12 protein-coding genes are annotated in these 14703 nt (G+C 64.1%); 9 read left to right on the forward strand and 3 right to left on the reverse strand.

The annotated features are described in order from the left end of the window. Positions 1–9: 9 nt before the first annotated feature. A complete protein-coding gene (locus HAP41_RS17210; protein WP_166099316.1) occupies positions 10–1242 on the reverse strand; it encodes a cytochrome P450 in 1233 nt (410 codons plus the stop codon). Positions 1243–1350: 108 nt separating this feature from the next. Here HAP41_RS17210 and HAP41_RS17215 point away from each other — a divergent pair, with 108 nt between their 5' ends. The 9 genes from HAP41_RS17215 to cnbZ all read left to right on the forward strand — a co-directional run bounded on the left by HAP41_RS17215 (position 1351) and on the right by cnbZ (position 12846). Next, positions 1351–1893 carry a phosphonopyruvate decarboxylase gene (locus HAP41_RS17215; RefSeq protein ID WP_166099313.1) on the forward strand — a complete coding sequence of 181 codons (543 nt, stop codon included), beginning with the start codon at positions 1351–1353 and terminating at the stop codon, positions 1891–1893. Next, a complete protein-coding gene (locus HAP41_RS17220) occupies positions 1890–2480 on the forward strand; it encodes a thiamine pyrophosphate-dependent enzyme (RefSeq protein WP_166099310.1) in 591 nt (196 codons plus the stop codon). Before HAP41_RS17215 ends, HAP41_RS17220 begins: the two co-directional genes overlap by 4 nt. 140 nt (positions 2481–2620) lie before the next feature. After that, a complete protein-coding gene (locus tag HAP41_RS17225; RefSeq protein ID WP_166105944.1) occupies positions 2621–3322 on the forward strand; it encodes a TetR/AcrR family transcriptional regulator in 702 nt (233 codons plus the stop codon). A 1-nt stretch (position 3323) separates the two neighbouring features. Beyond that, positions 3324–4517, forward strand: a complete 1194-nt coding sequence (locus HAP41_RS17230) for an efflux RND transporter periplasmic adaptor subunit (RefSeq protein WP_166099306.1) — start codon at positions 3324–3326, stop codon at positions 4515–4517. 99 nt (positions 4518–4616) lie between these two features. Continuing rightward, on the forward strand, positions 4617–7712 hold the full coding sequence (locus HAP41_RS17235; RefSeq protein WP_166099302.1) for a MexW/MexI family multidrug efflux RND transporter permease subunit: 3096 nt from the start codon (positions 4617–4619) through the stop codon (positions 7710–7712). Between the two features lie 150 nt (positions 7713–7862). Next, entirely contained in the window at positions 7863–10457 is a 2595-nt protein-coding gene (locus HAP41_RS17240) for a sensor histidine kinase (RefSeq protein WP_166099295.1), read from the forward strand. Continuing rightward, positions 10454–10843 (forward strand): response regulator, encoded by a 390-nt coding sequence (locus HAP41_RS17245; RefSeq protein ID WP_166099288.1) that lies wholly within the window; start codon positions 10454–10456, stop codon positions 10841–10843. The genes HAP41_RS17240 and HAP41_RS17245 overlap by 4 nt, the downstream gene beginning before the upstream one ends. Further along, positions 10840–12090: an adenylate/guanylate cyclase domain-containing protein gene (locus HAP41_RS17250; RefSeq protein WP_166099283.1), complete on the forward strand. Its 1251-nt coding sequence runs from the start codon at positions 10840–10842 to the stop codon at positions 12088–12090. Before HAP41_RS17245 ends, HAP41_RS17250 begins: the two co-directional genes overlap by 4 nt. Positions 12091–12099: 9 nt before the next feature. After that, complete coding sequence (gene cnbZ / locus HAP41_RS17255) at positions 12100–12846, forward strand: 2-amino-5-chloromuconate deaminase CnbZ (RefSeq protein WP_166099280.1); 747 nt, start codon at positions 12100–12102, stop codon at positions 12844–12846. Here the strand turns inward: cnbZ and HAP41_RS17260 are convergent. Then, positions 12843–13730: an ABC transporter permease gene (locus HAP41_RS17260; protein ID WP_014496957.1), complete on the reverse strand. Its 888-nt coding sequence runs from the start codon at positions 13728–13730 to the stop codon at positions 12843–12845. The genes cnbZ and HAP41_RS17260 overlap by 4 nt on opposite strands. 3 nt (positions 13731–13733) lie before the next feature. Further along, a complete protein-coding gene (locus HAP41_RS17265; RefSeq protein WP_166099274.1) occupies positions 13734–14675 on the reverse strand; it encodes an ABC transporter permease in 942 nt (313 codons plus the stop codon). Positions 14676–14703: the final 28 nt, after the last annotated feature.

Consider the following 14703-nt stretch of genomic DNA (forward strand, 5'->3'; position numbering starts at 1 on the left):
CGCGGGGCCTCAACCTATGGAGCAGGGCACGCTCAGGAAGCCGCGGAACCGCACCCGTCCGCCCCGCACCGGATGGCCGCTCACGGCATAGTTCGGGAAGCGCGCCAGGAAACGCGAGATCGCAATCGCGCCTTCGAGCCGCGCCAGCGCCATGCCGGCGCATTGATGCGCGCCGGTGGCGAAGGCGAGATGCCGGTTCGGCGTGCGCGCGATGTCGAAGCGTTCGGGCTCCGGGAACTGGGCGGGATCGCGGTTGGCCGCTCCGATGCACAGCGTCACCGACGTGCCGGCGTCGAGCATGATGCCGCCGAGCTCGATCTTCTCTGTCGTCATGCGGTTGCCGAGCTGGTTCGAGCTCTCGTAGCGCAGCATCTCTTCGACCGCAGTCTTGATCATGTCGGAGTTTTCGATCAGCCGCTGCTTCTGGTCCGGATTCCGGTGCAGCGCGACGAGGCCGTTGCCGATCAGATTGGTGGTGGTCTCGTGCCCGGCATTGAGCAGGAAGATGCAGTTGTGCAGCAGCTCCTTCTCGGTCAGCCGCTCGCCGTCCTCCTCGCCGTTGCCTTCTCCCTGGATCAGGCGCGTCAGCACGTCACGCTCGGGATTGCCCGGCTTTTGGCGCCTGCGCGCGACCAGGGTTTCGAGATAGGCGAGGAAGTCCTTTACCGCCTTGTTGCCGCGCGCAGCCACTTCGGGCGACACCACCGGCTCGAGTGCACCGAGGATCGCCAGCGACCAGTCGCGCAGCGGCTCGCGTTCGTCGTGGGGAACGTCGAGCAGATTGCCGATCACTTCGATGGGGATCGACGCGGCGAAGTCGTCGATCAGCTCGCAAGCCCCCTTGGCGGCGATGGCATCGAGCAGGCCGTCGACCAGCTTGACGATATCAGGCTCCATCCCCGCGATCGCGCGCGGCGACAGCGCGCCCATGATCAGGCGGCGCACGCGGGTGTGGGCAGGCGGGTCGTCGAAGACGAGGCTCGTGGTGTGGTGCTCGTAGAGCGGGGTGTCGCCGTATTTCGGCGCGAACTCGCGCTTCTTGTCCGAACTGAACGACTTTGTGTTCTTGTAGGTGGTGACGAGATCGTCATAGCGGGTCAGGAACACAGTGCCGTTGGGGAGGCGCTTGACCGGCTCGTTTTCCCGCAGTGCACGATAAGTCGGGTAGGGATCGTCGTAGAATTCGGGTGTCAGCTTCTCCAGATCGAAATTGGCCGCCAGTTCTTTCGCACTTGCGTTCATCGCCGCCATACTCGCCGGTTGAGACCGATATGCTGTTTTCGCTCTTTCGAGCGGCTCGGCTCACCGTCTACAGTCGTGTCGTGATTTGCAAGCCGACCGGACAGGAAAATGCACGCCCGCGCTGACGCTGCTGACACGGCCCCGAATTGGCCCGACGATATTTTCGCGACATTGCAACGCTTCGACGTCCGGCAGGTGCCTTACGTGCCCGATGCCGGTCATTCGAAGCTGATCCAGCGCGTGCTGGCCTCATCCTCGATGCGCGGCACTCCGCTGACGACGGAGGAGGAGGGTGTCGCGCTCCTGGCCGGGGCCTGGACCGGCGGACAGCGCGGCGTGCTTCTGATGCAGTCGAGCGGGGTCGGCAATTGCATCAACATGCTGTCGCTGATCCCGATCCTGCGCTTTCCGTTCCTCACGCTGGTGACCATGCGCGGCGAGTGGGGCGAGTTCAATCCGTGGCAGGTGCCGATGGGATCGACCACGCAGGGCGTGTTCGAGCTCTCGGGCGTCCAGGTGCTGCGCGCGTCCAATGCGGCCGAGGTGCCGGCGGTGCTGGAGGCGGCCGCAGCGCAGGCCTACAACGCACTCACGCCCACCGCCGTTCTGCTGTCGCAGCGCCTGATCGGCGCCAAGGTTTTCACCAAATGAGCAAGGCCAATCTCCTCGACCGCCGCCAGGTGGTGTCCACCCTGCTTGCGAACCGCAAGGACGTGGTTGCGATCGGCGGCCTCGGGGCCTCCACCAACGACATGTGTGCCGCCGGCGACCACGCGCGCAACTTCTACCTCTGGGGCGGCATGGGCGGCGCGGCGATGATCGGGCTTGGTCTGGCGCTGGCGCAACCAAAACTGCCGGTGCTGGTCATCACCGGCGACGGCGAGATGCTGATGGGGATGGGGAGCCTTGCCACCATCGGCCTGCAGAAGCCGTCCAATCTCTCGATCGTGGTGCTCGACAACGAGGCCTATGGCGAGACCGGCGGTCAGACCAGCCACACCTCCGCAGCTGCCGACCTCGTCGGCGTCGCCAGGGCCTGCGGCATCGGGGACTCCCGCGCGATCTCGACCATGGCCGAGGTCGAGGCCTTCGCCAAAGCCGTCCACGACGTTTCGGCGGGGCCGCGATTTGCCAATGTGAAGATCGACAGCGCCAGCCTGGAACGGATTCTCCCGGTCCGGGACGGGACTTACATCGTCAACCGGATCCGTGGCGATCTCGGCTTCCAGCCGATCTAGCCCCGCTTGCTCCGTCCTGAGCTACGTCCCGGGCCCTCCGGTCGGGGAAGTGTGGCCATTTTCCAACAAGTTTGTACCCACATAGGTTGCGCCGCAGCATTCTGCTTGACTTTTGCGTGGGTGAGTGCTTACTCACTAACATGAGCTCATTGCGAATGACGAGCGACCTGAGGCGTCAATTGATCCTCGGCGCCGCAAAGCGTTGCTTTGCCCGACACGGCTATACCGGCACCACGACCAAGAGCGTGGCGGCCGCCGCTGCCATTTCCGAGGCGCTGCTGTTCAAGCATTTTCCGTCCAAGGCGGCGCTCTACGCCGAAATCCTCAGCGACGAATGCGAAGCCGATCCGGCACTGACGGACCTGCTCGAGCGGGAGCCCTCGACGGCCACGCTGGTCGAGTTGATCCGCGGCATGGTCCAGCATTTCCTCCACATCGCCGACGGGCCCGATCAGGAGGAGGCGCAGCGCCTGCGACTGATGGCCACCAGCCATCTGGATGACGGCGAATTCGCCCGTCTGCTATATGCCAAGATCGAGAAGCTGATCGGGGCGGTCTTCCTCGCCTCGCTCGAGCGTACGGTTGCCGCCGGGGACGCACGGCCATTCAGCGGCGATCCGCTCAACCTGTTCTGGTTCGCGCATCATTCGGTGATGATGGCTGCGCTGACCAGGCTGCCGGCCACGCCCTGCCTCGTCTACGGCAAGGCGAACGATCTGGAGCGGCAGCTCTGTGAGTTTCTCCTGAGGGGTATCGGACTTAACGACGCCGCAATTGCTTCGCATTTGGGCCGCGATCAGGCCGCGGATGCGGGCAAGACGGCGATTGCAGAAAGCGCATGACATGAACATCGTAACCGAACACAAGATTTCGGGCGAACCGATCGACACCAAGGCTCGCCGGCGTCCGGTTAGGCCGGTGCTGTGGTTCATCATCGTCGGCACGCTCCTGGGCGTGCTCGTTGGCGGCCTCGTCTGGTTCAATTACTTCCGCGGCCAGATGATCAAGCAGTTCTTCGCCAACAACAAGCCGCCGCCGACCGCGGTCAGCGCGGCCGAGGCGAAGTCCGAGGTGGTGCCGAACCTGCTCACCGCAGTCGGCGGCCTTGCCGCCGTGCACCAGGTCGACGTCAGCGCCGACGTCAACGGCCGCGTCACCGAGATCAAGTTCGAGCCGGGTACGCATGTCGATGCCGGCACGCCGCTGGTGCAGTTCTTCGACATGCCGGAGCAGGGCGACCTCGCCAACTACAAGGCGCAGGCAACCGTCGCACAGCTCTCGCTCGACCGCGCCAAGCAGCTGGCATCGCGCCAGTTCGGCCCGCAGGCGACCGTCGATAACGCGCAGGCCGCCTACGATCAGGCGCTGGCCGGCATCGCCAAGACCGAGGCGGTGATCTCGCAGAAGCTGGTGCGTGCGCCGTTCTCCGGCGATCTCGGCGTCCGCAAGGTCGAAGTCGGCCAGTACCTGACGGCCGGCACGGCGATCGTCTCGCTGACCGATCTGTCGGAGCTGTGGGCCAACTTCACGGTGACCGAAAAGGACTCGGGCAACCTCAAGGTCGGCCAGCCGGTCCGGCTCAAGGTCGACGCCTACCCCGGCCGCACCTTCGATGCCAAGATCACCACGATCGAGCCGCAGGTCGCGGCCGACACCCGCAACATCCGCGTGCAGGCAACGGTCGCCAATCCGGAGAAGATCCTGAAGCCGGGCATGTTCGTGACCACGACGGTGGTGCTGCCGGCGAAGCCGGCCGTGATCACCGTGCCGGAAACGGCGGTCGATTACACGCTGTACGGCGACTCCGTGTTCGTGATCACCGAGAAGAAGGAAGAGGACGGCAAGACCAGCCTCTCCGCGGTGCGCACGTTCGTGCAGACCGGCAGCCGGGTCGACGGTCGCGTCGAAATCATCAAGGGCGTGAAGGTGGGCGACAAGGTCGTCGCTGTCGGCCAGCTCAAGCTGCAATCGGGCGCCCCAGTTGCGATCTCGACCGATCCGGCGCCGCAGATCCCGGCGCAGCCGCCGCGCTACTGATCCAATACATCCAGGTGATCCGGCCTCGCCGGGTCACTTTTCTTGAGACAAAGAAATCGAGATCGCCGCTCTTGAGACAAAGAAATCGAGATCGCCGCGATGCGCTTTACCGATATTTTCATCAAGCGACCGGTCCTGTCGGTCGTCGTCAGTCTGCTGATCCTGCTGATCGGCCTGCGCGCGGCGATGGTGCTGCCGATCCGGCAATATCCGAAGCTGTCGAACACGGTCATCAACATCACGACCGTCTATCCCGGCGCGTCCGCAGACCTGATCCAGGGCTTCATCACGACGCCGATCGAGCAGGCGGTCGCCTCGGCCGAAGGCGTCGACTACATGACCTCGTCCTCGGTGCTCGGCACCTCGACGATCCAGGTCTACATCAAGCTGAACTTCGATCCGAACCAGGCGCTCACCGAGGTGCTCGCCAAGACCAACTCGGTCAAGTACCTGATTCCAAAGGAATCCAACGACCCGATCGTCACCAAGACCACCGGCCAGACCACGGCCGTGATGTATCTCGGCTTCTCCTCCGAAGAGCTGTCGGGCTCGGCGATATCAGACTATCTGACGCGTGTGGTGCAGCCGGTGCTGTCGACGGTCGACGGCGTGGCCTCGGCCGACATTCTGGGCGGCCAGACCTTTGCGATGCGGCTGTGGCTCGATCCCATGAAGATGGCCGGCCGCAACGTGTCGCCGGCCGATGTCGCCGCCGCGATCGCCGCCAACAACTTCCAGTCCGCAGCGGGGCAGACCAAGGGCTATCTGATCGTTTCCAACATCTCGACGAACACCAGCCTGACTGACGTCAACCAGTTCAGGAAGATGATCGTCAAGGCCAAGGACGGCGGCTTTGTGCGGATGGAGGACATCGCCACAGTCGAACTCGCCGCCCAAAGCACGGATGCCAGCGTCGCCTTCAATGGCGAGCATGCGATCTTCATTGGCGTGAACGCGACGCCGCAGGGCAACCCGCTGACGCTGGTCAAGGGCGTGCGCGCGCTGTTCCCCGAACTCGAGCGCAATCTTCCGCCGTCGATGAAGATGAAGGTCGCCTACGACTCGACCAAGTTCATCCAGTCTTCGATCGACGAGGTGGAGAAGACGCTGGGTGAAGCCGTGATCATCGTGATCGTGGTCATCTTCCTGTTCCTGGCCTCGCTCCGTTCGGTCATCATTCCCGTCGTCACCATTCCGCTGTCGATGATCGGCGTCTGCACCTTGATGCTGGCGTTGGGTTTCAGCTTCAACCTTCTGACCCTGCTCGCGATGGTGCTCGCGATCGGCCTCGTGGTCGACGACGCCATTGTCGTGGTGGAGAACATCCATCGCCATCTGGAGGAGGGGAAGACGCCGGTTCAGTCGGCGCTGGAAGGCGCGCGCGAAATCGTTGGGCCGGTCATCTCCATGACCATCACGCTCGCGGCGGTGTACGCGCCGATCGGCTTCCTCGGCGGCCTGACCGGTTCGCTGTTCCGCGAATTCGCCTTCACGCTCGCGGGCTCGGTGATCGTGTCAGGTGTGATCGCGCTGACGCTGTCGCCGATGATGTGCTCTATTCTGCTCAAGAATACCGAAGAGGGCCGCTTCGCCAAGCTGGTCAACAAGGTGTTCGGCGCTTTGACGCGCTGGTATGGGCGCAGGCTCGACCGCTCGCTCGATTACAAGGCGATCACCGGTCTGTTCGCGGTGACGATCCTCGGGCTGGTCGGCTTCCTCTACATGCACACCTCGAAGGAGCTGGCGCCTGAGGAGGACCAGGGCATCGTGTTCGCGGTGACCAAGGCGCCGAAATACGCCAACATCGACTATGTCGATTTCTACGGCGAGAAGCTCGACGAGAAATTCCAGAAGTTCCCCGAAACCGATCTGCGCTTCGTGCTGAACGGCATCAACGGCCCGCAGGGCGGCATCGCCGGCATGCTGCTGAAGTCGTGGGACGAGCGCAAGCGCTCGTCGATCCAGTTGAAGCCGCTGGTGCAGGCCGAGCTTTCCAAGATCGAGGGCGTGCAGGCTTTCGCGTTCAACCTGCCGCCGTTGCCGGGTGGCCCCGGCGGTCTGCCGGTTCAGATGGTGATCAATTCCACCGCGGGCTTCCAGACGGTCTATGAGCAGATGGAGAAGCTGAAGGACGCCGCGCGCAAGAGCGGCATGTTCATCGTCTCCGACAGCGACCTCGCCTACAACCAGCCGAACGTGGAGGTCACGATCGACCGCACCAAGGCGCAGGATCTCGGCGTTAACATGCAGAACCTCGGCTCTACGCTCGCGGTGCTGCTCGGTGGCAACTACATCAACCGCTTCAATCTGGAGGGCCGGTCCTACCAGGTGATCCCACAGGTGCCGCGCAGCAGCCGGCTCTCGCCGGAATCGCTCGGCGGCTATTATGTGACGACCAACACGGGCCAGCAGCTCCCGCTGTCGACCGTGGTCTCGGTCAAGACCAAGACTGATCCGAATTCGCTGACGCACTACAATCAGCTCAATTCGGCGACGTTCTCGGCTGTGCCGATGCCCGGCGTGACGGTCGGATCGGCGGTCGACTTCCTCGAAGGCGAGGCCAAGAAGCTGCCGGCCGGCTTCAGCCACGATTATCTCGCGGACTCCAGGCAATACGTGCAGGAGGGCAACCAGCTTGCGATCACCTTCGGTTTTGCGTTGATCATCATCTTCCTGGTGCTGGCGGCGCAGTTCGAGAGCCTGCGTGACCCGTTCGTGATCATGATCTCGGTGCCGATGGCGATCGTGGGTGCGCTGATCCCGCTGTTCTTCGGCATGGCGACCATGAACATCTACACCCAGGTCGGTCTGCTGACCCTGGTCGGGCTGATCACCAAGCACGGCATCCTGATGGTGGAGTTCGCCAACGAGCTCCAGGTCAACGAGCGGCTCGACCGCCGCTCGGCCATCGAGATGTCGGCCCGCATTCGTCTGCGGCCGATCCTGATGACCACGGCCGCGATGGTGACCGGCCTGATCCCGCTCCTGACTGCGTCCGGCGCGGGCGCGGCCAGCCGCTTCTCGATCGGCCTCGTGGTGGTCGCCGGCATGTCGATCGGTACGCTGTTCACGCTGTTCGTGCTGCCCGCAGTCTACGTCGTGCTGGCAACCGACCACCGGGCGGCGGCCGATTCCGAGCGGAACAAGGAGGTCAACGATCTCGGCCTCAATTCCAAGGCGCTGCGACCGACCTGAGCCGCAGGTCAGCGAACCAGAAGGGCGGCAGCGGCATCCGTTGCCGCCCTTTTCATTTGCCCCGCAGCCTGCGGACGCCGTCAGGCTAGGGGGGAGCCCTTTCCGCGTTGGCGAGAGACAAGTTCCGGCCTTCTTGCTAGATTCGCCGGGATGAGCATCTCCCTCCACCCCGACACCCCGCAAGCCAGGACAGCGCCGAGCGCGGCCGCGGCTGGCGTCGTGCCCGGCGAGGCGGCGGGGCGCGGGATCAGGACCCGGCTTTTCACCAAATATGTCGCGCTGTTCGTGGCCGTCGTCGCCATTGCGCTGCTGGCCAACGGGCTGTTCGAAGTCTTCTTCTATTATCGCGAGCACAAGGCCGCGCTGATCCGGGTCCAGCATGAGCAGGCCGAGGCAGCGGCGGCCAAGATCGGCCAGTTCGTCAAGGAGATCGAGAGCCAGCTCGGCTGGACCACGCAGCTGCCCTGGTCGGCGGGCTCGATCGAGCAGCGCCGGTTCGACGCGCAACGGCTGCTGCGCCAGGTGCCCGCGGTCACAGAGCTCGCCCAGGTGGATGCGACCGGCAAGGAGCGCTTGCGGGTCTCGCGGCTGGCCATGGACGCGATCGACAGCGGGATCGACCTGTCGGCCGACCCGAAGTTCACCGAGGCGGTCGCGCACAAGGTCTATTACGGCCCGGTCTATTTCCGCAGGGAGTCCGAGCCCTACATGACGCTCGCGCTGGCCGGCGCGCGCAAGGATGCCGGCGTCAGCATCGCGGAGGTCAATCTCAAGCTGATCTGGGACGTCGTGTCCCAGATCAAGGTCGGCGAGCACGGGCACGCCTATGTGGTCGGCCCGGAGGGACGCCTGATCGCGCATCCCGACATCAGCCTGGTGCTGCGCAACACCGACATGTCGGGCCTCGCGCAGGTGCGCGCCGCGCAGGCTGGAGGCGGCACCCTGTCCGACGCGCTCCCCGAAGCGCGCAATATCCAGGGGCAGAAGGTGCTGACCACATCGGCCCCGATCGAGCCGCTGCATTGGACCATGCTCGTCGAGCTGCCGGTCGAGGAGGCCTATGCGGCGCTCTATGCCTCGCTGCAGCGGCTGGCGATCGTGTTGCTCGCAGCGTCGATCTTCGCGGTGCTCGCCGGGATTTTTCTCGCACGCCGCATGGTCGGACCGATCCAGGCCCTGCGCAGCGGCGCCGAGCGGATCGGCGGCGGCGATTTCTCGCAGCGCATCTCGATCAAGACCGGCGACGAACTCGAGGGACTCGCCGACCAGTTCAACGACATGGGCGCGCGCCTACAGGAATCCTACGCGGATCTGGAAAAAAGAGTCGAGCTGCGAACGGCTGAATTGTCCGAAACGCTCGAGCAACAGACGGCGACTTCTGAGGTGCTGGAGGTCATCAGTTCCTCTCCGGGCGAACTCGCTCCCGTGTTCTACAAAATGCTCGAAAATGCGACGCGGGTCTGTGGCGCAAGTTTCGGCGTCATGAATCTCTGGGACGGTGAAAGCTTCACGATTGCGGCGGATTACAATGTGCCGGCTGCGTTCGCTGCTTCGCGAAAAGATGTGGAAATCCGACCTCGTCCGAACAGCGCGCTCGCCGAGGTCGTCAGGACACGTGAGGTCGTCCACGTTCACGATGTGCGAAACACACCTGCCTATCTTGCTGGTGGGCCTGCCGTTCGCGCGATCTCAGACGTCGCCGGCGCCCGTACGATCGTCGTGCCGATGCTGAAGGAGAACGAGCTGATTGGCACGATCGCGGTCTATCGCAAGGAGGTCCGTCCGTTCGCCGACAAGCAGATCGCACTGGTTGAGAATTTCACCAAACAGGCTGTGATTGCGATCGAGAACGCTCGACTACTCAAGCAGCTTCGTGAGCGTACCACGGAGCTGTCGCAGTCGCTCGACAATCTGCGTACCGCGCAGGATCGCCTGATCCAGACCGAGAAGCTCGCCTCCCTCGGCCAGCTCACGGCGGGGATCGCCCACGAGATCAAGAACCCGCTCAATTTCGTCAACAATTTCTCCTCGGTCTCGACCGAGCTGATCGATGAACTCAACCAGGCCCTGCAATCGGCTTCGCTCGACGGCAAGACGAAGGAGGAGGTCGACGAGCTGACCGGCATGCTCAGGAGCAATCTGGAAAAGGTGGTGCAGCACGGCAAGCGCGCCGATTCCATCGTCAGGAACATGCTGCTGCATTCGCGCGCGGGTTCCGGCGAGCATCGTCCCAGCGATATCAATGCCATCGTCGAGGAAAGCCTCAATCTCGCCTATCACGGCGCGCGCGCGGAACGGCCCGCCTTCAACGTCACGCTCGAGCGCGAGTTCGATCCCGGGGCCGGGATGGTCGATGTCTATCCGCAGGAGATCGCGCGCGTCTTGCTCAATTTGATCTCGAACGGCTTCTATGCTGCGGCCAAGCGCAAGGAGAGCGCGACGGACGGCTTCGAGCCCACCTTGAACGCGGCCACCAAAAACCTCGGCGACAAGGTCGAGATCCGGATCCGCGACAACGGCACAGGGATTCCGCCCGAGGTGAAGGCGAAACTGTTCAATCCGTTCTTCACCACCAAGCCGGCCGGCGAGGGCACCGGGCTTGGCCTGTCCATGAGTCATGACATCGTCGTGAAACAGCACGGCGGCACGATCGACGTGAACACCACACCCGGTGTATTCACCGAATTCATCATCACGCTGCCGCGCCAGATGGCGGCGGACGATACTCCCGGAGGCAAGAATTGAACGTTTACATCCTGGTCGTCGATGACGAGCCCGACGTCGAGGCGCTGTTCCGGCAGCAGTTCCGGCGTGACCTGCGCGCCGGACGCTTCCAGATGGAATTCGCGCCGTCCGCGTCCGATGCGCTCAGGCTCGCCTCCGAGGTGCGCGACCCCTCGTTGATCCTGATCCTGTCCGACATCAACGTGCCCGGCATGAGCGGGCTCGACATGCTGCCCAAGGTGCGCGCCGAGCATCCGGACGTTCCCGTCATCATGATCACGGCCTATGGTGACGCCGAGACGCGCCGGAAGGCGATCGAGCGTGGCGCCATCGGGCTCCTCACCAAGCCGATCGATTTTGCGCTGCTGCGGCAGGAGATCGACACGAGGCTCGAGCAAGCCGCATGACTTCGACCATCCTCTTTGTCGATGACGAGCCAGACCTCGAGGCGCTGATCCTGCAAAAGTTTCGCAGGCAGATCCGCGACGGGCTCGTCGACATCATGTTTGCACGCGACGGCGTCGAGGCGCTGGAGTCCCTCGAGCAGAACCCGCATGTCGACATGGTGGTCTCCGACATCAACATGCCGCGGATGGATGGGCTGTCGCTGCTGGCGAAGCTCCAGGAGGCCGAGGACAAGAAATCGACCATCATCGTCTCGGCCTATGGCGACATGAGCAACATCCGCACCGCCATGAACCGCGGCGCGTTCGACTTCCTCACCAAACCGATCGACTTCGCCGACCTGGAAGCCACGATCGAGAAGACCATTCGCCATATCGAGATGCTGCGCGAGGTGCGGCGCCGTCAGATGGAGGCGGAGCGGGCCCATGCCGCGCTATCGCGCCATTTCTCGCCCGAGCTCGCCAAGCGTCTGGTGGCCGGCGGCGAGGGTGAGGGGATCGAGGTGCAGTGGCGCGATGTCGCGACCATCTTCACGGATATCACCGGGTTCACCTCCCTGGTCGAGAGCGCGCCGCCCGAGACGCTGGGCGCGCTCCTCAACGAATATGTTGGCGGGATGACCGAAACCATCTTCGCGCATGAGGGGACGGTCGCAAAAATCATCGGCGATGCGATCCAGGTGCTCTTCAATGCGCCCGGCGATCAGCCGGACTATGCGACGCGTGCGGTCGCCTGCGCCCATGACCTCGATGCCTGGGCGCAGGATTTCTGCGCGCGCCAGAGGGCCGTGGGCGTGAATTTCGGCACCACCCGCATCGGCATTCACGCCGGGCCGGCACTGGTCGGCAATTTCGGAGGCAACCGCTTCTTCGACTACACCGCCTATGGAGACACCATCAACATCGCGGCGCGACTGGAGGCCGCCAACAAGCATCTGGGAACACGCATCTGCGCCAGTGCCAGCGTCGCCAAGGCGGCCGAGCATTTTCAAGGCCGTCCCGTGGGTGATCTGATGCTGCGCGGACGCAGCGAACCGCTGCGTGCGTTCGAACCGTTGCCGCAGGAAAAATTCGAAGCGCCAAGGACGGCGCAATATTTCGAGGCTTTTGCCAAGATGGAAGCCGGCGACGTCGCGGCGATGCCGGCCTTTGCCGCGCTGGTCGGGATGCACGCCGACGATTCCCTGGCCGGCTTTCACCTGAAGCGCCTGCTCAACGGCGCCAAGGGTGTCCGCATGAAACTGGAATAGGAGTTCGACATGATTGGTGATTTCTCCGCCGGCAACTATCGTTTCATTCCGTCCGTGTTCCAGTATTCGGCGGGTGCTGCCGCTGACGACGGCTACGAGATCGAGCGGGTTCGGTTCGATCGCCTGGTGCCGCTGGCCGAGGGATTTGCGCTCGCGGCGAAGTATATCCGGGAAGCAGGCCGGCCGCTGATGGCGTTCTGTGCCTGCGAGCTGCGCTCACCGGCGGCCTTCAGCGAGGAAGGCTTTCGCGCATTCAACCTGCATTATGTGAAGACGCTGTCCGAATGGAGCATCTTCGACGGCACCACCAATCCGGTGGCGCGCAGCAATGTCTGTCCGGAGTTCGATCCGCCATCCGAACCGTCGTTCTATGCCTTCTCCTTCACGCGTCCGACAACCTCGAAGAGTCCTAGCTTCGTGATCGCCGGTGGCGCTGAGGCGCGCGAGGGCGGCGGGACCTATGTCGAGCGCACCGTGCGCTATCGCGACCTCAGTCCGGAGGGTCTTCGCGAGAAGGTGCGGTTCACCACGACATCGCAGATGGAGAACCGGATGACGGCCTTCGGCTTCGGCTGGAAGGACACCACCGGCGTGCAGGCCTATTCCGTGCACGATTTCCACCACGCGCTGGTCGACGAACTGGTCCGCCGCGGTGCGCTGCGCTCCGGCCTGACTTGGCATTTCGCCCGTCCGCCGGTGGTCGACCTCGAGTACGAGATGGATTGCCGACGGGTGCTGCGCGAGACGGTGATCTAGCGCTGACGCGGGTCGAGCGCGTCGCGCAGGCCGTCGCCGAGCAGGTTCAGCGACAGCACCACCAGGAAGATCGCAAGGCCTGGCCAGATCGCCATCCACGGAGCCTGGGTCAGGAAGCGCTGCGCCGCGTTGAGCATGCTGCCCCAGGACGGTGCGGGCGGCTGCTGGCCGAGACCGAGAAACGATAAGGCGGCCTCGGCGATGATGGCGGCGGCAATCGACAGCGTCGCCTGCACCAGCAGAGCCGGCAGGATGTTCGGCAGGATGTGCGAGAACGCGATCCGCCAGGGCGGATTGCCGAGCGCGCGCGCCGCCTCGACATAGTCTTCGGCCTTGACGCTCAGGACCTGCCCGCGCGTCAGACGGATGAAGATCGGCGTTGCCGAGATGCCGATCGCGATCATGGCGTTGCCGAGGCTGGGACCGAGGAACGCGGCCAGCGCAATCGCCAGGATCAGGAACGGGCAGGCCAACATTGCATCGGTGATCCGGCTGATCAGCGCGTCGACAAATCCGCCGCGATAGCCGGCGAGGAGACCAAGAGGAACACCGATCCCGAGCGCGATCGCGACCGAGATCAGACCCGCCATCAGGGAGGCCCGCGCACCGTAGATGACGCGGCTGAGGATGTCGCGGCCGAGATCGTCGGTGCCGAACCAGTGGGCGGCGGTGGGCGGCTTGCGCACCAGGCTCCAACTCGTCGCAATCGGATCATAGGGCACGACCAACGGCGCAAGGGCCGCAAGCAGAATGAAAGCCGTGATCACGACAAGTCCGAAGACCGCAGCCTTGCGCTTGAACAGGCGCCGCCGCGCACGGCGGGCCGGGCTGTCCAGCTCGTAGGCCTGGGTGGCGGGACCGGCTGGGAGTGCGGCGTCGGTCATCGTCTAACCTCGCAGCCGCGGATTGACGAGGACATAGGCGACGTCGGCAACGAGATTGAGCGTGATGTAGACTGTGGCCGTCACCAGCACCACGCCCTGCACCACCGCGTAGTCACGGTTGAAGACGGCATCCACGATCAGCTTGCCGAAGCCGGGAATGGAAAGGATCTGCTCGGTCAGCACCGCGCCCGACAATAGCGTGCCGAGCTCGAGCGCTCCGAGGGTGATGATCGGCGTCAGCGCGTTGCGCATCGCATGCTTGAGGATGACCGAGCGCTCGGAGAGACCTTTCGCGCGCGCGGTGCGGACATAGTCGCTCTCCAGAACCTGGAGCATGGCGCTCCGCGTGTGCCGCATCAGGACCGCCGAAATTGCGTTGCCGAGCACGAAGGCCGGCATGATGGTGGCTGCCAGGCTCGCGCGCCAGTCCTCGGTCAGCGGCACATAGCCTGAGGCCGGCAGCCAGCCGAGGTGAATCGAGAACAGGAAGATCATGAGGATTCCGAGCCAGAAATTCGGCGTCGAGATTCCCCACAGCGCGAACAGATTGGCGCCATAGTCCCAAACCGTGCCCTTCTTCACCGCGGAGATGATGCCGGCGGGAATGCCGATGAGGAATGCGATCAGGATCGCCATCGAGCCGAGCTGGAGCGTCACCGGCAGTTTCTGTGCGATCAGCTCGCGCACCGGCATCTTGTTGCGCAGCGACTCGCCGAAATTGCCGGTGAGGACTCCCTTGAGCCAGTAGACATATTGCACGGGGATCGGCTGATCGAGCTTGTACTGCTGCCGGATCTGCTCGATCGCGGCGGGATCGCGCTCCTCGCCGGCCATCACCAGCGCGGGATCGCCCGGCAGCAATTGCTGGAGCGAGAAGATCAGCACCGACACGAAGAACAGTGTCGGCACGATCTGCGCGATGCGGCGGGCGAGGAAGTTCAGCATGGCTCCACGCGTTTCCCGAGTGATGCCG

Origin of the sequence: Bradyrhizobium barranii subsp. apii (genome assembly GCF_011516635.5) — a bacterium.
GTDB lineage: Bacteria > Pseudomonadota > Alphaproteobacteria > Rhizobiales > Xanthobacteraceae > Bradyrhizobium > Bradyrhizobium barranii.